Genomic DNA, 19,165 nt, shown 5'->3' with positions numbered 1-19,165 from the left:
TTCATCTTACCGATTCCACAGCATCAGGAGACAGCGCGCGCAACCGCCGCACGGCATCGATGAGCACGCGAGCAAGTGAGTCGACTTCCGCGTTGGTATTGTGGCGGCCCAGGCTGATGCGGAGTCCTCCGCGCGCCATCTGCGGCGAGCGGCCCAGCGCCAACAAGACATGCGACGGCTCCACCGTGCCCGATGAACAGGCTGAACCAGTCGAGCAGGAAAATCCCGACAGGTCGAGCGCAATCACCATCGCCTCGCCATCCACTCCCTGGAAAGAGAAGTTCGTGGTATTCGGCATCCGTGCGCCATCACTCTCCGCTCCAGGCAACAGAGGGAAGTTGGGAAGGCAGATATCCCGCGGGAACTCCCTTAGCATCGTGCTCTCGATCTGATCGCGCAACGCGCGGATTTGGACTGCATCATTCTGCATGTGTTTGGTGGCGAACTGCGCGGCGGCTCCGAGACCCACAATGCCCGCCACGTTTTCCGTGCCGGGACGAGGCTCGCCGAAGTTGTGTCCACCGTGCAGGAGCGGCTCCAGCGCGACGCCGGTCTTCAGGAAGAGCGCGCCGACACCCTTTGGGCCGTAAAATTTGTGTGCGCTCAGCGAAAGCAAATCCACGCCAAGGGTAGGGACGTCGGTGGGAATCTTGCCGGCGCTCTGCACCGCGTCGGTGTGAAACAACGAGCCGGCCCGATGCGCGATGGCGGCTAGTTCCGCGATGGGCTGAATCGCACCGGTTTCATTGTTGGCGTGCATGATGGAAACCAGCAATGTTTCTGGTCGGATCGCGGCGCGAAGCGATTCGGGAGTCACGAAGCCATGCTGATCCGGGGAAAGATAAGTAACATCAAACGATTTCTGCCCGAGGGCGCGGCAGGGATGGAGCACGGCGTGGTGCTCAATCGCGGTAGTGATGATGTGCCTGCGCGAAGAACGGTTGGCGCGAGCAACGCCCAAAATGGCTAAATTGTCCGACTCCGTGCCGCCGCTGGTGAAGATAATTTCCTCCGAATGAGCGCCGATCAGCGCGGCGGTCTGCGTGCGGGCGCGCTCGACGGCTGCGCGGGCGCGTTGGCCGGGCGTGTGGATGCTGGAGGCGTTGCCGAACTCATGGCGCAGGTAGGGCAGCATCGCGTCCAGGACAACCGGCTCGATGGGCGTGGTCGCGTTGTGGTCAAAATAAGCTCGCATAAGGCTGTTGGCGGCGATAGAACGTCCGCCATTGGCGGGGTCGCTGGTACTTTCGCCGCCAACAAAAGTATAGCATCATCGAACACGAGGCCCCGCGTTCTGCACCGATGCCTCCATTGTGATTTCGTGAGCACACCTGAATCCAAATCGCCTGCAACGAATAAACCCGACGCGGGAATGTCCGCACAGGGGCGGCAGATGTTCCTGCGCGCGACGATGATTGTCACTGTCAGCGTGCTACTCAGCCGCGTGCTGGGATTCTTCCGCGAGTGGGTCCTCGCCGCTCAGGTTGGCTCGAACGCGCTGACCGACGCCTACTACGCCGCCTTCACCATCCCGGACATTCTCAACTATCTGCTGGCGGGCGGCGCGTTGAGCGTTACATTCGTGCCGGTATTCATTGAGTATTTCATGTCGCGGCGCGAGGAAGAGGCCTGGCGTATTTTCTCGACTGTGCTGACTACCATGAGCCTGTTGTTGGTGGCGCTGCTGGTAGTCGCCGAGATTTACGCACCGGTGCTTACAGGGTGGCTGGCACCGGGATTCGCGCCCGAGCAACAGGAGATGGTCACGCGACTGACGCGCATCATGCTGCCCGCGCAGGCGTTCTTCTTCATCGGCGGTGTGATGAGCGCGGTGCAGTACGCGCAGAACCGTTTTCTGATTCCCTCGCTCGCGCCGCTCATCTACAACGGGATGATCATCCTGTTCGGCGTACTGTTCTCCGAGCGGATGGGCGTGGAGGCGTTCTCCTGGGGCGTGCTCGCCGGCAGCCTGCTCGGCAACTGCCTGCTGCAAATCTACGGCGCGTGGCGCGTGTCGGCGCGCTTCCGCCTTGCACTCGACTGGAGCCATCCCGGCTTTCACCGCTTTCTGCACCTGACCTGGCCGATCATGCTGGGCTTCTCGGTGATCATTGTGGATGACTGGGCGATGCGCTGGTTCGGGTCGTATCTCGCCGCCGCGTCGATCAGTTGGCTGGGCTACGGCAAGCAACTCATGCGCATCGTGGTGGGCGTGTTCGGACAGGCGGCGGGCGTGGCCGCGTTTCCGCAGATGGCGCGCCTCGTGGCGCAGCAGAAATGGGACGAGATGCACGGCAGCCTTGAGAACGCGCTGCGCCACGTGATCCTCACCGTGGTCCCGGCGTCGCTGCTGCTGGGCCTGTTAAGCAAGCCGGTGGTGTACATACTATTTTCGCGGACGAAGATGGGTCCCGCCGACATCGAGCAGACTGCCACGGTGATGCTCATCTTTCTCCTCGGGGCTTTCGCGTGGGCCGCGCAAGGAATCATCGGGCGCGGGTTCTACGCGCTCGGCGACACGCTGACCCCGACGTTGGTGGGCTCGGGGCTGACGTTGCTTACGCTGCCTCTTTATTGGCTTGGCGCGCGGCACTACGCGCATCTGGGTCTGGCCGCCGCCAGCACCATCGCCGTGCTGGTCTACACGTTCGGACTTTGGGTGGTGCTGTTCCGGCGGCTGCAGGTTTCGCTCGTGCCGGTGATGAACTATCTCGCGCGCACCTGCGCGGCTTCCGCCGTGGCGGGCGTGCCGACATATCTTGCGCTAAAGTATCTCGCCGTAGATGAACTAACCATCCCGCTTGCGCTGGGGCAGGGTGTGGCGGGGGGCGCGGTGTTCGTGGGAGTGTTTGTGCTCAGCGCTTCGTGGCTCGGCGTGGCGCGCGTGCAGGACCTGAAGGGCGCGTTCGCGCGGCGACGGAAGTAGCAGCTAGAACTCCCGGCGTGAGGGTGCCTGGTCGCGGCCCACGCGGCCGATTTCAATGTCCGCCAAATTGTAACTCTCCCCCTTTACGGAGGCTTCCGCCAAACCGCGCATCATGGTGAGTTGGCCCGTGTGGGAGAGCGCATCAGCCACCGGCCCCTGAAACAGTTTCTCTAGGGAATAGCCAATCGGCGCATCGCCCGCCAGCACATCGTCGAACGCTTTCACCGAGGCGAAGAAGCGCGCGCATGCCGGCTCCCATTCCTGCGCCGGGCCTTCCTTCCACGCGGGTGTGCCGCGCGCCATGCTGGCGCCCCAGTCCATCACATCGCTCATGTGCGCCAGCACTTCGGCAGGCGTGCGTGTGGCGGGGCCGAACTTGCGCGTGGCGAAATCGGCCGGCGCGTTGCGCACCGCCTTGGCGGCGCGATAGGCCAGCGTGGCCAGTGCGTGACGAAGGAATTGGCGGGTGGGAGATGGATCACTCATATTCGACCTCTAAGTTAGATTTTCTGTAATGTCCGCGAAATTTCGAGAAGGTCTTTCTTCATGCGCACCATCGGGTTTGCCTCATTGTATTCAAAGGGTATCGAGCGCATGTGTCAGTTGGCGCAAGTCAGTCGGGCGGGATTTTATCGGTATCTGCAAGAACAGATGTCGGTGGAAGAGGACATGGAAGTCAAATCGGAAATCAAGCAGATCGTTGTAGATCATCGCCGCCGTTATGGATACCGGCGTGTCACAAAGGCATTACGCCGAAGAGGGATGCAGGTGAGTCACAAACGAGTGGCGCGGATCATGCGGGAGGACAACCTACTGGCGGTCCAGCCTCGGGCATTCGCGGTAACCACGGATTCCCATAATGAACTGGCAGTTTTATCCGATCCTAGCCACCCGTAGGAAGCCACTTCACGACGATCAGAACGGCCACGCCCACCGCGACACCAACGATAATAGCACGTTTAGCGTATTGATTGAGGCTCTGCTCCAGGTAGGCTATCTCCACTATATCGTGCTTGACGAAAATGTTGTTGCGATCGAGACGGATGCTGAACTGCATCTCGTCGATTGCCTCGATATGGCCCCGGTATGTTTTTCTGTTGTACAGCCTAACAACGACATGCTTGCCCTGGCCGAGCGCCGTCGCGACACTGCGCGCACTAGCTGGGTCCGGGTGTTCGCCGGCCCGATATACCCGCTTTGTCGGCTCCGCTACCGGCGGGGCGACCGATTGCGCTGTTCCTATCTGCGTCAAGATGCAAACTAAACAGATGATCGCAGTGATTCTTGTCCACGTATGCATAGAGTCCCTAGTCCAGCGGATCGACCTTTGTTTTTGGTAGTGCTCGTTAGCATTCAGACACCCGCCGATACTCAGTAGTCGGAGTGCTGCGCTCAGGATGACAATCTAAAACCAATTACAACCGGTCGAGCAGGATGTCTTCGGCCAGGCCGCAGACTATGTGGCCGATGGTGATGTGCGATTCCTGGATGCGCTGCGTATCGCGCGAAGGGACCTTGAGCACCAGTTCGGCGGCACGCGCGAGTTTGCCGCCGCGCTGACCGGTAAAACCCACGGTGGTGGCCTTCAGTTTGCGCGCGGCTCGCATGGCGCGGATCACGTTCATGGAATTGCCGCTGGTGGAGATGCCGATGACCACGTCGCCGCGGCGGACCAGCGCCTCCACTTGGCGCGAGAAAACCTCTTCGAACCCGAAGTCGTTGCCGATGGCGGTGAGTGTGGCGGGATTGGCGCTGAGCGCGACGGACGCCAGCGCGCGGCGCGGGCGGCTAAGTTTGCCGACCAGCTCGGCGGCCAGGTGCATGGCGTCGGTGGCGGAGCCGCCATTGCCCAGCCAGTAGATGGTGCGACCGGCTTTCAGCGCGCGCGCCATGCGGTCGGCGAGGTCGGCCATCTGGCGCTTCAGGAGCGGTGGAAAGCTCTGCTTGACGCGGCAACTCTCGGCGAGTTCGCGGTCGATGCGTGTGATGGATTCAGGTCGGTTCATAAGTTTGGTAGCCACGGTGAGCGCATTTCTCGCCGTGGGAATTCCTGCGGAGGAAAAAAGCCCACGGCGAGAAATGCGCTCACCGTGGCTACCAGATCAGGATGCGGCTATGGCTCTTCGGCCAGGCCGGAGCGGATTTTCTCGACCAGCCTGGTGGTGGAGATGCCGCGGCGCAGCGGGATCAGGCGCACCACGCCGCCATAACTTTTCAGCAAATCCGCGCCGACCACTTCGGACTCCTTGTAATCATCGCCCTTGATGAGCACGTCGGGGCGAATGGCGTTCAGCAATTCGAGCGGGTCATCCTCGGCGAACAACACAACGTGATCGACGCTCTCGAGTCCGCCGATGGCCTCGGCGCGATCCTGCTCGGGGACGATGGGGCGGCTCTCGCCCTTCAGGCGCTTTACCGAGGCGTCGGAGTTCATGCCCACAATCAGCACTTCGCCGAGCTTCTTCGCTTCGCGCAGCAGGTAGATGTGGCCGGGATGCAGCAGGTCAAAGCAGCCGTTGGTGAATACCATCCTGCGGCCCTCGCGGCGCAGGTTTTCGGCGATGACGCGCATCTCTTCGCGCGAGCGCAACTTGGTCTCGGCGGAAGACTGGCGCACCGCCAACTCGCGCTCGATCTCATAAGGATAGACAACCGCCGCGCCTGCTTTACTCACCGCGACGGCGGCAGCGGAGTTGCCGAGTTGCGCGGCCTCGGCGAATGATGCGCCAGACGCCGCGGCCAGCGCGAAGGCGGCCAGCACGGTGTCGCCCGCACCGGTTACGTCAAAGACTTCGCGTGCGCTGGTGGGAAAATGATGGAAGCCGCGGCGATGCACCAGGCTCAGACCCTCGGCGCCGCGAGTAACCAGCAGCGCCTCGATGCTCCAGTCAGCGAGCCGCTCCTGAATGGCGCGCGCCCATCCGGCGTCGCCGTCTTCATCGCCATCGCGCCCGGAGGAGACGATGGTCAGGCCCAGCGCGGACTCGGCCTCCATGGCGTTGGGGGTCAACACGGAGGCTCCGCGATAGCGGTCGAAATTGCGCTCCTTGGGATCGATGAAGATGGGCTTGCCGGCCGAGCGCGCCAGCGCGATCAGGCGCTGCAAGAGCTCAGGCGGCAGCGCTCCCTTGGCGTAATCGGAGATGACCAGGCCCAGCACGCTGGAAATTTTCTCGGCGGCAAAACTGAATACCCGCTCAATGGTTTCCGGCAGCAGCGGATGGCGGGACTCGTCGTCCATTCGCAGCATCTGCTGATGGCCCTGGGCGATGTGGCCCATATTGGCGCGGCCCGGTTGCACGGCGACGACGCGCGTCTTCACCGTGGTCTTGCGGCCCGGCTCGCGGATGATCACCATGGATTCACAGCCACGAGTGCCGTGCAGGCGGTCTTCCAGGATATCGGCGGCGGCATCTTCACCGGCAACGGCGATGGTCGAGATGCGTCCGCCGAGAGAGCCGATGTTGCGCACCACGTTACCCGCGCCGCCCAGTTGCTCGCGCGACTGTTGTACCAACACCACGGGCGTCGGAGCTTCCGGCGAAATGCGCCCCGCCTCACCATATATGGTGCGGTCGAGCATAAAGTCGCCCACCACGAGCAGGCGCACGCCGGCCACGCGCCGCAGTAGGTCCGCAATGCTCTGTGATTCGCCAGACATCGATTCCGCTCCCAACCCAGCCGCAAAGGCCAGCAGTATACCAGCAGTATAGATGTATCAGACTACGCCCGATTCTGCCATCGGTGTTTATGCAGCGGCGCGGCTCTGTCCGTGTCAAAGTTCCAGAACCGTGTGGCTTCCGACGGGCGTCCCGCTTATTTTATCGAGGCCCCGCCGCAATGCGGGATCGATCAGCGCGTACATCGCGAAGCAATCCAGCGCGAAGACGGGAAATCCCAGATAGCCGACAACAGGCATGGCGAAGATACGCCACTCAGGAAATATGGGGAAGGTGTAAACCAAGCGCGCCGCCGACGCGTGATTCCAGAACTCCCACAGGATCCCGCAGATGGCGCCTGCCCACAGCAGCGCATACAGCCGCGAACGGTCGCCGCGCCGCGCCTGTTGACCAAAGGCGCGCCAGAGTGAGCCGTGGCCGAGGCGCATATTGATGGGTTCGAGCAGCAGGACGGGTCCGAGCCACACCGCTCCGAATAGGTAGATGCTGACTGCCTGCGGCAGCAAGACAGGAACGAGTAGGAAAATGATCCCTACCGCCATGCTCGCCAGGTTTAGCGAATTCCAGGCAGCGTGTGTTTGAGTCGGCGGAGGCGCGGCACCCCATGGCTCATTTTCCTCCACAAGCTCCGGCTCGGCTTCCTCCGCAGGCTCCGGCTCGGCGTTCCAGTCCATGGCGCGCAACAAGGTGGCGGTGGTGAATACGCCCGGCCAGATGGTCGCGAAGGCCCAGACGAACGCGATCACTCGCAATGCGCTATTACTGGGCAAGCCGGCGTAAATCCAATTGTGCAGGCGAAGGTTGTAGACCTCGAAGATCATCCACAGCGGTATGGAGCAAATCGTTAGCAGCAGAAAATGGCGGCGATTGTCGTGCAGTAACGAACGGCCCCGCAGCGCGGCGATGGCGCCGTCGGCCCACAGGATATAGCCGGTCCAGCACAGCGGAGTGAAGAACACTTCCGCGATGACCACATCCATGGCGTTCAGAAACATGGCTCCGATGAGCAGCACGGCCCCGACTGTCCCATAGCGCGGCAGCGGCAGAAGATGCGGCAACGCACGATAGCGGCGCACCAACAGCACCGCCAGCGCGATGGCCATGAGCGATCCCAGATTATTCAGGTTCACGGATCAGATATCCCACCGCGACGGGCATTGCGCCTAAGTTATTCTTCGCGGGTCCAGGTTTGAGTTTTGCTTAGGAAGGCGATAGAGCCTTTCACCAGCAGCTTTTTGCCGCCCTAGGAGGTCTCCAGTTTGCAGTTGACGATGCGGCCGGAGTCCGGGTCGAGCAGCTTGCCGCCGCTCCACTTGTCGCCGTCCTTCACCATGTCCCAGATCAGTTCGAGGCCGGCCATGGGCTTGTCCTTTTTGTCGTCCTTGCACTTCACGCACTTGGCGGCGGGGTCTTCGTAGTTGTTCTTCAGGACCTTCTCAATCTTCCCTGCGAGCTTGCCACCCACCTCCGAGATGCGGATCAGCGTGGTTTCGTCCTTGACGACATTCTTCCACAAACCGACGGCTGTATTCTGCGCGAATGCGGGCGCGGCCAGCAGGGTCGCCAGCAGGGTCACCCACCACGCGAGTGCGAACACGGATACAGTGCGTTTCATATAAGGGTCTCCTCAATCCGGGTCATTCTGCAATGTGAAACCATCATGATTATACTGGGTGCGGAATCGTTGCAACTTGGAATTATTGTGGTTCTTAAACAATCCCGTTCTTGTGCAAGCGCTCGATTTCCAGAGCGGAGAAAGATAGTAGTCCGGTATAGACCTCCTCATTGTGCTCGCCGAGGGCAGGCGCGGGGCGGCGGATACGGCAGCTCATCTCGCTGAACTTAGCAAACTCGCCGGGAAACAATACTGGCTCGGACCGACCGGGGACAGCGAGGGGCTCCCAAAAATTGCGGGCGGCAAGGTGGTCGTCCTGAAGAATGTCCGCGGTGCTGGCGACTGGGTAGCCCAACATGCCGCGCTCGACAACGCCACTGAGGAACTCAGACTTAGTGAGTCGCTCGAAGAACTTTCCAATCGGAGCCTCCATCTCATCCACTTCCGCTTGAGTTAATGTGGCCACTTCAAACTTATCCCAATTCCTGTTTTTCATTACATCGGACGCAACGCCGAGTGAGTCCATCCACTTAGTGAGTTCGTGATTGGTTTTTTGGCCGGCGGGACCGCCGTAAATGATGTAAGAAAGATAGCCATCTTTGCAGGGCCAGACGGCGCGGAACTTGGCTCCCGTGATGGTGCGGCCGGTCATGTACTCGCCCTCTCGGGTGACCAGTTCACGGTTGAAATCCCAGAACATGGGCGCGTGTACGCACAGGATCACACAGGCCTGCTGCGCCGAGACGTCCACCATCTGGCCCGCTCCGCCGCCCTTCCGGTAATGCAGCGCGGTCATCGTGCCCATCGCGGCATACATGGACGTCCACGCCTCGGACTGCGGCATCGAGATGCGTAAGGGCGTCTCGCCGGGATAGCCGGTCAATGACATAATGCCCGCCGAGGCCATAATCTCCAAGTCACTGGCGAGGAAGTCGCGGTAAGGACCGGTCTGCCCAAAAGGAGTGATCGCGGTGTAGATCAGACCGGGGTTGTCACTCCTGAGTGACTCGTGTCCTAGACCGAGTGAGTCCATGTAACCAGGCGCGAATGACTCGATGACGATGTCAGACATGGAGGCTAGTTGGCGGAGGATTCCCTGCCCTTCCGCCGATTCAATATGCAGAGTGATCCCACGCTTATTATTGTTGTAAGAAAGCCAGAACAGGCTGTGCTGCGCGCCACCGGGATCTGTGTAGAATGGCGCGCGACGGCGCCCCGCATCGCCCGCCAGCGGCTCGACCTTGATGACGTCCGCGCCCAGGTCGCCCAGTATCTTGCCGCACATATGCCCCAGCGGCGTGGTCAGATCGAGCACACGAAGACCGTGAAGCGCAGGGTGTTCCACATCGGCAAGCGATTCAGCGATCATATTGTCCATGCCGAGACATCCCCGGCGGGCCGGCAGGCTCGTCCCGCGCGAACGCACCCGCTTTTTGACATTTCCAACCGCCGTACTCTAATATCGATAGATTCAGGGCTGTGATTCTGTCCTTACCATGCGGCCCTCGCGTCGCACCGCCACATTTCAGATTCAGGCAGGTAACCAAACCATGAAGATTGTAGTCGCCGAAAAAATTTCACGCAAGGGCGTGGACCTCCTGCGCGAAGAGAAAAGCTGGAAGGTAGTCGAGTGCGAACCGGCTCGCGACAAGCTCATCCCCGAGCTGAAGGACGCCGACGCTCTCTTAATCCGCAGCGCCGTGCAATGCGATGCCGCGCTACTGGCCGCCGCGCCCAGGCTGAAGGTCATCGGACGCGCCGGCATCGGCGTAGATAACGTGGACATCGAGGCCGCGACGAAGAAAGGTGTGCTGGTGATGAACACGCCGGGCGGCAACTCCGTCAGCGTCGCCGAGCACACCCTCGCGCTGATGCTGTCCATGGCGCGCTCCGTGGCGCAAGCGAATGAGTCGATGCACGCCGGTCGCTGGGAGAAAAAACTTTTTGAGGGCAGCGAGTTGCGCGGCAAGACGCTCGGCCTGCTCGGCCTCGGGCGCATCGGCGTGGAAGTGGTCAAGCGCGCTCGTGCGTTTGAGTTGGACATCATCGGCTATGATCCCTACATCTCGCCGACTCTTGCCGAAGACCTGCATGTCGAACTGGTCTCGCTCGACGATCTCTTCGCCCGCTCGGATTATTTAAGTCTGCATACGCCGCTGACGCCGGAGACGGACAAGATCATTGGGCGCGAGAACCTGAAGAAAATGAAGAAGGGCGCACGCATCGTTAACTGCGCGCGCGGCGAGCTGGTGGATGAAGTGGCGCTGGCCGAGGCCATCGCTGCCGGGCAAATCGCCGGAGCAGCGCTCGACGTGTTCTCCGCCGAGCCGCTGAAGAACTCGCCGCTCACGGAGTTGAAACAAGTCGCGCTCACGCCGCATATCGCCGGCTCGACGGCGGAGGCACAGGAGATCGTCGGCTACCGCATCGCCGAGCAGGTGCGCGATTACCTGAAGGCATCGGTTATCCAGAATGCGGTGAACATGCCATCGCTGCCCGCCGAAGAGTATCGCCTGCTGGCGCCGTACCTCAATCTTGCCGAGCGGCTGGGTTCGCTGCTGGCGCAGATCGCGCCCGGCGCGCCGGCCTCGATCGAGATTCGCTACTCGGGCAAACTCTCGAAAATGAACACCAGCCTGCTGCGCAACTCGGCGCTGATGGGCCTGCTGAATCAGATACTCGACGAGAAAGCCAACGTGGTGAACTCCGTCTCCATCGCCAAGGCGCGCGGCATCCGCGTGGACGAGTCGCACGCGGGACGTTCGGCGTCCGCCGACACGCTGCGCATCGCGGTTAAGGGGCACGGCGCGGAGTCGTCCGTCGAGGGCGCGGTGCTGATGGGCGACGAGCCGCGCCTGCTGGTCCTCGATAACATCAACGTGGAGTGCCCGCTCTCCGGCAACTTGATCGTCATGAAGAACCTCGACGTGCCCGGCGTGATCGGCAAGACTGGCACGATCCTCGGCAAGCGCGGCATCAACATCGCCAACTTCTCGCTGGGCCGCGAAAAAGTTACGAAAACCAAGTCAGCCAAGAGATCAGTGGGCGCAGTCTGCGTGGTCCAGGTGGACGGCCAGACGCCCGCCGCAGTGATCAAAGAGTTGACCAAAATTCCCGCCAACACCTTCGCCCGCGCGGTGGAGCTGCCGGAGTAAAATCCACTAAACAAAGCTGTAGCGCTTTACACGTTCGCAATAACTGTGTTACGTTCGATGGGTACGCCATTGAAGAGAAAGGGTAATAGACGGAATGCCACTGGTAAGCGCGCTAAAGGCCCCTGTAATCGAGAAGTATCGAGTCCACGCCAAGGACACCGGTTCGCCGGAGGTTCAGTCGGCCATATTGACCGAGCGCATCAACATGCTCTCTGGTCATTTCAAGGATCACAAAAAAGATCATGCTTCACGCCGCGGCCTGTTGATGATGGTCAATCGGCGGAGGCGTCTGCTTGACTATCTCAAGAGCCGGCATCATCAGCGCTACCAGGACCTGATTCTGAGTTTGGGGCTTCGTCGCTAAGATTGCGGCTGGAAACCGGCGGCTGATGTGGAGTGCTCGCATCGGCGGCCCCGCAAATCATTCAAGGTTTTTGGCCAGTTGTTTTTGCATCGGACGGATTCGTCAAGCCAAATTGTTGATCGGGATTCGCTTGTCAGGTTTTTAGCAGGCGTTTAGCACGGCATCTCCGGCGTTCCATGATGGAAGGCCAGACAGCCCACGCAGTTTTTAACAATTGGGATTCGGACCACAAGCGGCCATGCGGGCGTGAGGAGGGTTTCTCGCCCCTGCATCAGGCCGCTATTGTTTTTTCAGCACGATTTTAGTTAGGACAGCATTACGCATCAGCATTGGCAACACTTAAGGCCGCCACTGAGGCGGCCATCAAAGCGGAGAAAAGAGGAAAAATGGTTTATAAGGAAAGTATAGAAATCGGCGGCAAGACGCTGTCGATCGAGACCGGGCGTCTGGCCAAGCAGGCCGACGGCGCGGCGTTCGTCCAATACGGCGATACGGTGGTTCTGGTAACCGCCACATCGAATCTGGAGCCGCGCGAAAACGCCAGCTTCTTCCCACTGACTGTCGATTACCGCGAGTACACATACGCCGCGGGACGCATCCCCGGCGGATTCATCAAGCGCGAGACGCGCCCGTCGGAAAAAGAAGTTCTCACCAGCCGCCTCATCGACCGCCCCGTGCGCCCGCTGTTCCCTGACGGCTATTCCTGCGACACGCAGGTTATCGCCATGGTGCTGTCGGCGGACAAGGAAAATGACTCCGACATGGTAGCCATGGTCGGCGCATCGGCGGCTCTATATCTTTCCGACATTCCCTTCCCCAACCCCATCGCCGCCGTGCGCATTGGACTGGTGGACGGCCAGATGGTGGTCAACCCCACATTCGAGCAGCGGCTGCACAGCCAGTTGAACATCGTCGTCGCGGGAACCGATGAAGGCATCCTGATGGTGGAGGCCGGCGCTCTGGAAGTCTCCGAGCAGGTGGTCAATGAGGCCATTCAGTTTGGCCACGAAAATATCAAGAAGATTGTCGCCGTCATCCGCAAGATGTTCGCAGACATGAAAATTGTAAAGCGCAAAGTCGATCCGCCGAAGGTGGACGAGGCGCTGACGACCAAGATCGAATCCGCCTGGCGTGCCAAGCTAGAAGCGGCGGTCGATACCTCGAATCAGGATAAGCTGACCAGCCAGGAGCGCGTCGCCGCTCTCAAGAAGGAAGTGAAGGCGTCCTTTACGCCGGAAGAGGTGGACAAGGCCAAGGCCGTCGGCGGGATATTTGAAGCACTGGAAGACAAGATTTTCCGCGAGAACCTCATCAAGAAAAATCAGCGGCCCGACAAGCGCGCCTTCGACCAGATTCGCAAGATCACCTGCGAAGTCTCGCTGCTCCCGCGCACACACGGCTCGGCGGTATTCACGCGCGGCGAAACGCAGGCGCTGGTTACCACCACGCTGGGCACCGCCGACGATCAGCAGCGCCTCGATTCGCTTCAGGGCGAATCCAAAAAGCGATTCATGCTGCACTATAACTTCCCGCCGTTTAGTGTTGGTGAAACAGGGTTTATGCGCGGACCTGGCCGCCGCGAAATCGGCCACGGCGCACTCGCCGAGCGCTCCCTCATCAACATGCTTCCCGCCGAGGACGTGTTCCCTTACACCATGCGCATCGTCAGCGACATCCTGGAGTCGAATGGCTCCAGCTCCATGGCTTCGGTCTGCGGCGCAACGCTCTCGATGATGGATGCGGGCGTGCCGCTGAAAGCGCCCGTGGCGGGCATCGCCATGGGACTGGTGATGGAGCATGGCAAGTACGCCATCCTCACCGACATCGCCGGAGCGGAAGATCATTTCGGCGACATGGACTTCAAAGTCGCGGGCACCGCGGCTGGCATCACCGCGCTGCAGATGGACATCAAGGCCAGCGGCATCACCGCGAAGATCATGGCCGAGGCGCTCGAGCAGGCGCGCAAGGCTCGGCTGCAAATTCTGGAAACCATGCTGGCGACCATCGCCGAGCCGCGCAGCGCCATGTCGATGTACGCGCCTAGAATTTACTCGCTAAAGATACCCACCGATAAGATTCGTGAAGTCATCGGACCGGGCGGCAAGATGATCCGCTCCATCATCGAGCAGACCGGCGTGAAGATTGACGTGGAGGACGACGGTCGCGTAAACATTGCCTCGGACGACGAGCCCTCGGCGCGCAAGGCCATCCAGATCATCACCGATCTGACGGCCACCGCCGAGATCGGCAAGACGTATCTAGGCAAGGTAGTTCGCCTCGTCGAGTTCGGCGCGTTCGTCGAAATCTTCCCCGGCACCGACGGCCTGCTGCACATCAGCGAAGTTGCCGAGCACCGCGTCAAGGACATTCGCGACGAACTAAAGGAAGGCGATCAGGTGCTGGTGAAGGTGGTCAACATCGAAGGCAACAAGATCCGCCTCAGCCGCAAAGCCCTGCTCCGCGACCAGCGCGCCAAGGCCGCGGAAAACGTAGCGGAAGTCTAACCGGGTCGGTTTCAGCCAATCAAAAAGCAAAAGCCACGGCATCGAAGCCGTGGCTTTTGTGTTTGCGTGACAGTGCCGCGCGCGTCAGCAAGCGGGCCGACGGAGAACCCACCTACAATTCACTCGCTGTGGCATTGGGGTTAGATAAAAAAAACGTGAAGCGGGACATCAGGTTCCATCGCCCGCTTGCTGCCGCGCGCGGCACTGTTACGCGACATTCAGCATGTTATTGGCATAGTCTTTACCCGCAGTGGCGGGCGGCAGGACCTTGCCTTCGTGCTGATACAGATCAATCATTTCCTCAACCAGTTCACAAGTTCTGGCAAACACTTCCATCTCATCAGGTCCGTGACAGCCGCCATAAAACAATCCGGGGCAACTGCCCACATAGCATTGATCCTGCTCGGACCATTCGACGATCTTGGCGTATCGCGCGCTAGGCTTCATTGTTTTGACTCCTCAATAGCTACCCGCACAGCTTTCTCCTGATATTGTATGCATCATCGCCCGCGTTTCCGGAGAGCGTGATTGGCCTCAGTACCCTTGGATGGACGAAGTTGCGATGATCTCCCTTCCCTCCACGGTCCATGAATCCAGCATTCTTCAGATCCCTGATTAGCTCTCGTATTTTCCTGGGCATGGTTCATCAATCAATTCGTCTTGTCCTTGGAACTACAGACATCTTCCAGCGGGCAATCGGCGCACTTGGGTTTGCGGGCGATGCAGCAGCGGCGGCCGTGGAAGATGATCTCGTGGGAAAAGTTAATCCAGCGATCCTGCGGAATGATCTTCATTAAATCCTGCTCGATCTTCTCCGGCGTGTCCTGCTTGGTTAGATCGAGGCGCTGCGAGATGCGATGGACGTGCGTATCGACCACCACGCCCACGGCCTTCGCGAAGGCGTTGCCCAGGACCACGTTGGCTGTCTTGCGCGCCACGCCGGGCAGCGTCAGCAACTCTTCCATCGTCTGCGGAACTTTGCCGCTGTACTCCTTCACAATACGCTGCGATGCGCCGATGATGTTTTTGGCTTTGTTGCGGTAGAAGCCCGTCGAGCGGATATCCACTTCCAGCACTTCCTGCCGCACAGCGGCGAGGTCGCGCGGCGTGGGGTACTTGCGGAACAGCTCTGGCGTGGTCTTGTTGACGCGCTCATCGGTGCATTGCGCGGAAAGAATCGTCGCGACCAGCAATTGAAATGGATTCGAGTGAGTCAGCGCGCACTTGGCGTCTGGATACGCCTTCTTCAGCCGCTTGAGAATTTCCGCGACGCGCTTCGGGTCGGTGCTCTGCGCTGCCTTCTTTCCCGCCGGGCGCGCCGCAACGAGCTTCGATTCCACTGTCCGTTTTGGCTTAACCGCTGATTTCATTTTGCTCCCATACTCAAGCGCAAAAAGCAGGTCCCTCGTCGCTGCGCTCCTCGGGATGACAACGGCAAGGGAGAGGTTGAGTGTTTACCCGATGGTGTCCAGCATCCCCTTCGCGTCTTTCAGGATGCAGGTGAAGATGGGCGTGTCGCGCACCGTGTATTTGCTCGATTCGGTTTCGCGCAGCTCCTGGACCAGGTCGAGAAAATCGTCGGCCTTGTCGCTCTCAAACGCCACCACGAAATCCTGATCGTCCAGCCCGAACGAGTAGGTGGTGTTGAGCTTCACCGACGGATACTTGTGGCCCACCGTGATGTGCTCGTTCATGATACCTTGGCGCACCGGCATCGAAAGCAGATACCACTCGCGCGTCTTCACGAAGGGATAGACGAAAATATACTTGTACTGGCCGGGCTTGAGCGTGCCACGCGAGTCGGCCTGCCCCTCGTGCTGATGCTCGATGATGTAAGTCGAGCGCTTGGTCATGGCCAGCAACGAATGCGGCGTGGTCAGATATTGGCCCAGCTCGGTGCGCAGCAGCTCGGTCTGCATCTCCTGCAGATCATCGAGCGTGTAGCAGATGCGCCAGAGCATGAAGTCCACGTCGGGACGCATGGCGATGGTGGAGTAGGGCAGCACGTTCATCTTGCCCGAGTGCCCCCAGTCGTTGGCCACCTTGGCGAACTGCGCCTTGCCACGCTCACGCACATCGGCCGGCAGACGCCGCCACGCCGGGTCCACCTTGAAAAACACAAAGTTCACAAACTGGCGCGGAACATTTTCCGGGGGCGCCTGCGGCGCGCCTTGCGGCGGGCCGGATTGCGGACGGCCCATGGGCGGTCCTCCGGCTGGCGGTCCTGATGCTGGTCCCTGTTGTGACATTGAATCCTCCTGAGATGCAAAGCTAATCCACCATCTTACCGTTCGCGCCGCGCGCCGACAACTCCCGTGCCCACTGACTGCGGATTTTAACCACAGAGGACGCAGAGGTACACGGAGGGAAGACCCAAAACGCGGGGGAGTTGCAATGATTGGCATCGGGTGCGCTCGCACAGAATGGCCACCCGCGCGGCACGGCACATCTATAATAGAAGTGTCATGACCACGCCGTACAATCGATCAGATTTTCCCTCGGCGACCTCTGCGTCCTCTGCGGTTAAGAAACCGCTTATCGGCCTCACCTGCCGCTGGGACGCAGCGCGCGGCGTGTACGACCTGCCCGCCGAGTACGCCGAGGCCGTTGCCGCCGCCGGCGGACTGCCCGTGCAGATTCAGCTGATCCCTGCAGTGGCCGCCGAGATCGCCGCGCGGCTGGACGCCATCATCCTTACCGGAAGCCCCAGCGACGTGGACCCATCTCTCTACGGGCAGCCACGGCAAGCGACTGTAACCAACGTGGCCACCGCCCTCGACGCCACCTGCTTCCGCCTGCTCGATTACGCCGAGTCGACGGGCACGCCGGTGCTGGGCATCTGTTTCGGGATGCAAGCGATCAACGTGCATCGCGGCGGGTCGCTGATCCAGCACATCCCGGACGCGGTACTCGGCGCGCTTACGCATCAAGATCGCGCAGGCCGCCACGACGTTTCTCTCACCGAGCAATCTTGCCTCGCGTCGTGGACGGACTCGCTCACGCAATCGGTCAACACCACGCATCATCAGTCGATAGACCGGCTGGGAGATGGCTTGCGCGTAGCCGCGCGCGCGGCGGACGGTGTGATCGAGGCGGTGGAGGACACAAAACTGAATCACTTCTTCGTCGCGGTGCAGTGGCACCCGGAGCGCATCTGGCAGGAACATCCCCTCTCGGCGCGATTGTTCGAGGAACTCATGCGCGCGGCCAGTAGCCAATCCGAGCCGCGCCAGTGATGGCGCGGCTCGGATTGGCAAAACCGATTACTTCGCGCGTTCATCGCGCTCGATACGGCCGTCTTTTATGTAGATGATACGGCGCGCCTGCTTGGCGACATCCTGGTCGTGCGTGATCAGCACCACCGTGTGGCCTGCGCCGTGCAATCGCTCGAACAGCTTCATGATCTCCGCGCCGGTACGCGAGTCGAGATTCCCAGTCGGCTCATCGGCCAGCAGGATGGACGGGTCAGTAACCAGCGCGCGCGCGATGGCCACGCGTTGGCGCTGCCCGCCGGAGAGTTCGTTGGGGCGGTGATGCAGACGGTCCCCAAGGTCCACCAGGCGCAGCGCATTCTCTGCCAACTCGCGGCGCTCACGCGGGGCGACGTGCCGGTAGATCAGCGGCAACTCCACGTTGCCCACCGCCGTGAAGCGCGGCAGCAGATGGAATGTCTGGAAGACAAATCCAATCTCGCGGTTGCGCACCAGCGCGAGATCCATGTCATCAAGCTCGCTCACCAATCGCCCGGCCAGCCAGTAGCGTCCCGAGGTCGGAGTGTCGAGGCACCCCAGCAGATTCATCAGCGTGGATTTGCCCGACCCCGACGGTCCCATGAGAGCCACGTATTCGCCGCGCTCCATGGTGAACGTGATGCCGCTCAGCGCGTGCAGCTCTTCCGAGCCCACGCGATACGTCTTGGTCATCGCCTCGGTGCGGATGACCGCGGCGTCAGTTCCGACGGCGCTGGGGCGAGGAGGCGAGTTGGTGGAAGTGCCCATCATCTTAAAAATAGCATCGCGCGAAGCTGGAGACGCTCCCACGACGCGGGAATTATTTATAGGCTGCGTAGACCACGCGCTTGCCGCGCGCGAGCTGCTCGTATGCGCCGGGCGCCGGAGCAACGCGCTCGATTTTTCGGAAGCCCGCATGACGCAGCATGGTTTCCAGCGCGCGCGGCGAGGGACACAAGGCCAGCGGGGTCGCACCTGTCTCGCGCACCTCGGCGGAATGCTCCACTGTTTCGTCAATCACGGCCAACGCTCCCTGATACGGGTGCGTCCAGGCCTGCGCGCCCCACTCGGTCTGGCCGGTGACTTCATCGATCACCTGCGTTTCGATGACGCATAGTTCTTTGGTGACGGCGGCCACATTGCGCAGCGCCAGCATGGGATTTTCCAGGTGATACAACACACCGAGGAACAGAGTTAATTCATGCTGGCCCGTTGCAGCGGATGGCAACTGCTCGCAGTTACCCTGCAGGAAGCGTATCTGCGGGCAACCCATCGCGGCGGCGGCGAAGCGCGCGCGGCGCAGATTCTCTTCGCGCACATCCAGCCCCGCTACACGGCCCACGCCCAGGCGCGCCATGGCCAACGTATAAAAACCTTCATGGCAGCCAATGTCGAGGCAGGAAATCTCCGGCAGCCGCGCGCCGAAATGCTGGCGGACGGCACGTTCGGCCATTTCGCGGCGCGTCTCGAAAATGCCGGCCACTTCCTGCGGCGTATAGGACTCTGCCTTTACTCCATCGCCAAAATCAAATGGATAAAACCACGGCCCTAATTCCTTCGCCTGTTGCGCCATCTCTTCGCGTTTCATCATCCAGCATTGTCCACTATTTTGCGGCGCGCTGCAAAATACAAGTGGGCAACAGAGCCGCGACCGTCGGGGAGCGGGGGTGGGGCCTATGCGCGCAAAAAAG

19 protein-coding genes and 1 pseudogene are annotated in these 19,165 nt (G+C 60.8%); 6 read left to right on the top strand and 14 right to left on the bottom strand.

Annotation, left to right across the window (positions count from 1 at the left end):
• Position 1 precedes the first annotated feature (1 nt).
• A complete protein-coding gene (locus EXQ56_11410) occupies positions 2-1,195 on the bottom strand; it encodes a cysteine desulfurase (protein MSO21047.1) in 1,194 nt (397 codons plus the stop codon).
• On the opposite strand from EXQ56_11410, the gene murJ reads away from it, so the two are divergent.
• Positions 1,115-2,926, top strand: coding sequence for a murein biosynthesis integral membrane protein MurJ (gene murJ, locus EXQ56_11405; protein MSO21046.1), 1,812 nt, complete (start codon positions 1,115-1,117; stop codon positions 2,924-2,926). The genes EXQ56_11410 and murJ overlap by 81 nt on opposite strands.
• 3 nt (positions 2,927-2,929) lie before the next feature.
• Here the strand turns inward: murJ and EXQ56_11400 are convergent, their stop codons facing one another.
• Positions 2,930-3,412 (bottom strand): hypothetical protein, encoded by a 483-nt coding sequence (locus EXQ56_11400; GenBank protein ID MSO21045.1) that lies wholly within the window; start codon positions 3,410-3,412, stop codon positions 2,930-2,932.
• Positions 3,413-3,472: 60 nt separating this feature from the next.
• Here EXQ56_11400 and EXQ56_11395 point away from each other — a divergent pair, with 60 nt between their 5' ends.
• Positions 3,473-3,823, top strand: coding sequence for a transposase (locus tag EXQ56_11395; protein ID MSO21044.1), 351 nt, complete (start codon positions 3,473-3,475; stop codon positions 3,821-3,823).
• On the opposite strand, the gene EXQ56_11390 is transcribed toward EXQ56_11395, so the two are convergent.
• From EXQ56_11390 to EXQ56_11365, 6 genes are all read right to left on the bottom strand, one after another.
• Positions 3,810-4,178, bottom strand: a complete 369-nt coding sequence (locus EXQ56_11390; GenBank protein ID MSO21043.1) for a hypothetical protein — start codon at positions 4,176-4,178, stop codon at positions 3,810-3,812. The genes EXQ56_11395 and EXQ56_11390 overlap by 14 nt on opposite strands.
• 163 nt (positions 4,179-4,341) lie before the next feature.
• A complete protein-coding gene (locus EXQ56_11385) occupies positions 4,342-4,932 on the bottom strand; it encodes an SIS domain-containing protein (protein MSO21042.1) in 591 nt (196 codons plus the stop codon).
• Between the two features lie 107 nt (positions 4,933-5,039).
• On the bottom strand, positions 5,040-6,587 hold the full coding sequence (rfaE2, locus tag EXQ56_11380) for a D-glycero-beta-D-manno-heptose 1-phosphate adenylyltransferase (protein MSO21041.1): 1,548 nt from the start codon (positions 6,585-6,587) through the stop codon (positions 5,040-5,042).
• Positions 6,588-6,701: 114 nt separating this feature from the next.
• Entirely contained in the window at positions 6,702-7,736 is a 1,035-nt protein-coding gene (locus EXQ56_11375) for a hypothetical protein (GenBank protein MSO21040.1), read from the bottom strand.
• Positions 7,737-7,849: 113 nt separating this feature from the next.
• Positions 7,850-8,221 carry a DUF2147 domain-containing protein gene (locus EXQ56_11370; protein ID MSO21039.1) on the bottom strand — a complete coding sequence of 124 codons (372 nt, stop codon included), beginning with the start codon at positions 8,219-8,221 and terminating at the stop codon, positions 7,850-7,852.
• A gap of 94 nt (positions 8,222-8,315) precedes the next feature.
• Positions 8,316-9,599 carry a CoA transferase gene (locus EXQ56_11365; GenBank protein ID MSO21038.1) on the bottom strand — a complete coding sequence of 428 codons (1,284 nt, stop codon included), beginning with the start codon at positions 9,597-9,599 and terminating at the stop codon, positions 8,316-8,318.
• Positions 9,600-9,771: 172 nt separating this feature from the next.
• On the opposite strand from EXQ56_11365, the gene EXQ56_11360 reads away from it, so the two are divergent.
• The 3 genes from EXQ56_11360 to pnp all read left to right on the top strand — a co-directional run bounded on the left by EXQ56_11360 (position 9,772) and on the right by pnp (position 14,244).
• Positions 9,772-11,376, top strand: a complete 1,605-nt coding sequence (locus EXQ56_11360; protein ID MSO21037.1) for a phosphoglycerate dehydrogenase — start codon at positions 9,772-9,774, stop codon at positions 11,374-11,376.
• Positions 11,377-11,470: 94 nt separating this feature from the next.
• On the top strand, positions 11,471-11,740 hold the full coding sequence (locus EXQ56_11355) for a 30S ribosomal protein S15 (protein MSO21036.1): 270 nt from the start codon (positions 11,471-11,473) through the stop codon (positions 11,738-11,740).
• A gap of 386 nt (positions 11,741-12,126) precedes the next feature.
• Positions 12,127-14,244 carry a polyribonucleotide nucleotidyltransferase gene (gene pnp, locus EXQ56_11350; GenBank protein ID MSO21035.1) on the top strand — a complete coding sequence of 706 codons (2,118 nt, stop codon included), beginning with the start codon at positions 12,127-12,129 and terminating at the stop codon, positions 14,242-14,244.
• 207 nt (positions 14,245-14,451) lie between these two features.
• On the opposite strand, the gene EXQ56_11345 is transcribed toward pnp, so the two are convergent.
• The 4 genes and pseudogenes from EXQ56_11345 to EXQ56_11330 all read right to left on the bottom strand — a co-directional run bounded on the left by EXQ56_11345 (position 14,452) and on the right by EXQ56_11330 (position 16,445).
• Complete coding sequence (locus EXQ56_11345) at positions 14,452-14,691, bottom strand: hypothetical protein (GenBank protein MSO21034.1); 240 nt, start codon at positions 14,689-14,691, stop codon at positions 14,452-14,454.
• Positions 14,688-14,884 (bottom strand): annotated as a pseudogene (locus tag EXQ56_11340) (type II toxin-antitoxin system HicA family toxin). Before EXQ56_11340 ends, EXQ56_11345 begins: the two are co-directional and overlap by 4 nt.
• Positions 14,885-14,894: 10 nt before the next feature.
• On the bottom strand, positions 14,895-15,614 hold the full coding sequence (gene nth / locus EXQ56_11335) for an endonuclease III (GenBank protein MSO21033.1): 720 nt from the start codon (positions 15,612-15,614) through the stop codon (positions 14,895-14,897).
• 84 nt (positions 15,615-15,698) lie between these two features.
• Positions 15,699-16,445 (bottom strand): chlorite dismutase, encoded by a 747-nt coding sequence (locus EXQ56_11330; protein ID MSO21032.1) that lies wholly within the window; start codon positions 16,443-16,445, stop codon positions 15,699-15,701.
• Between the two features lie 207 nt (positions 16,446-16,652).
• On the opposite strand from EXQ56_11330, the gene EXQ56_11325 reads away from it, so the two are divergent.
• A complete protein-coding gene (locus EXQ56_11325; GenBank protein ID MSO21031.1) occupies positions 16,653-17,480 on the top strand; it encodes a gamma-glutamyl-gamma-aminobutyrate hydrolase family protein in 828 nt (275 codons plus the stop codon).
• A gap of 27 nt (positions 17,481-17,507) precedes the next feature.
• Here EXQ56_11325 and EXQ56_11320 read toward each other — a convergent pair whose 3' ends face one another.
• The gene (locus EXQ56_11320) at positions 17,508-18,245 is read right to left on the bottom strand and encodes an ABC transporter ATP-binding protein (protein MSO21030.1); all 738 of its coding nucleotides are present in this window, start codon (positions 18,243-18,245) and stop codon (positions 17,508-17,510) included.
• A 49-nt stretch (positions 18,246-18,294) separates the two neighbouring features.
• Positions 18,295-19,065 (bottom strand): methyltransferase domain-containing protein, encoded by a 771-nt coding sequence (locus EXQ56_11315; protein ID MSO21029.1) that lies wholly within the window; start codon positions 19,063-19,065, stop codon positions 18,295-18,297.
• Positions 19,066-19,165: the final 100 nt, after the last annotated feature.

This window comes from Acidobacteriota bacterium (assembly GCA_009691245.1).
In the GTDB taxonomy this organism is placed as follows: Bacteria; Acidobacteriota; Terriglobia; order 2-12-FULL-54-10; family 2-12-FULL-54-10; genus SHUM01.
The sequence above is the reverse complement of the archived record's forward strand: the minus strand, read 5'-3'. Positions and strand labels throughout refer to the sequence as shown.

What these genes read in the sequence shown, in the direction of transcription:
- EXQ56_11410 (MSO21047.1), bottom strand. Translation starts at nt 1,195, where the DNA reads ATGCGAGCTTATTTTGACCACAACGCGACCACGCCCATCGAGCCGGTT.
- EXQ56_11320 (MSO21030.1), bottom strand. Translation starts at nt 18,245, where the DNA reads ATGATGGGCACTTCCACCAACTCGCCTCCTCGCCCCAGCGCCGTCGGA.
- rfaE2 (MSO21041.1), bottom strand. Translation starts at nt 6,587, where the DNA reads ATGTCTGGCGAATCACAGAGCATTGCGGACCTACTGCGGCGCGTGGCC.
- EXQ56_11360 (MSO21037.1), top strand. Translation starts at nt 9,772, where the DNA reads ATGAAGATTGTAGTCGCCGAAAAAATTTCACGCAAGGGCGTGGACCTC.
- EXQ56_11400 (MSO21045.1), bottom strand. Translation starts at nt 3,412, where the DNA reads ATGAGTGATCCATCTCCCACCCGCCAATTCCTTCGTCACGCACTGGCC.
- EXQ56_11370 (MSO21039.1), bottom strand. Translation starts at nt 8,221, where the DNA reads ATGAAACGCACTGTATCCGTGTTCGCACTCGCGTGGTGGGTGACCCTG.
- murJ (MSO21046.1), top strand. Translation starts at nt 1,115, where the DNA reads ATGGCGCAGGTAGGGCAGCATCGCGTCCAGGACAACCGGCTCGATGGG.
- nth (MSO21033.1), bottom strand. Translation starts at nt 15,614, where the DNA reads ATGAAATCAGCGGTTAAGCCAAAACGGACAGTGGAATCGAAGCTCGTT.
- EXQ56_11355 (MSO21036.1), top strand. Translation starts at nt 11,471, where the DNA reads ATGCCACTGGTAAGCGCGCTAAAGGCCCCTGTAATCGAGAAGTATCGA.
- EXQ56_11385 (MSO21042.1), bottom strand. Translation starts at nt 4,932, where the DNA reads ATGAACCGACCTGAATCCATCACACGCATCGACCGCGAACTCGCCGAG.
- EXQ56_11395 (MSO21044.1), top strand. Translation starts at nt 3,473, where the DNA reads ATGCGCACCATCGGGTTTGCCTCATTGTATTCAAAGGGTATCGAGCGC.
- pnp (MSO21035.1), top strand. Translation starts at nt 12,127, where the DNA reads ATGGTTTATAAGGAAAGTATAGAAATCGGCGGCAAGACGCTGTCGATC.
- EXQ56_11315 (MSO21029.1), bottom strand. Translation starts at nt 19,065, where the DNA reads ATGATGAAACGCGAAGAGATGGCGCAACAGGCGAAGGAATTAGGGCCG.
- EXQ56_11345 (MSO21034.1), bottom strand. Translation starts at nt 14,691, where the DNA reads ATGAAGCCTAGCGCGCGATACGCCAAGATCGTCGAATGGTCCGAGCAG.
- EXQ56_11330 (MSO21032.1), bottom strand. Translation starts at nt 16,445, where the DNA reads ATGGGCCGTCCGCAATCCGGCCCGCCGCAAGGCGCGCCGCAGGCGCCC.
- EXQ56_11365 (MSO21038.1), bottom strand. Translation starts at nt 9,599, where the DNA reads ATGGACAATATGATCGCTGAATCGCTTGCCGATGTGGAACACCCTGCG.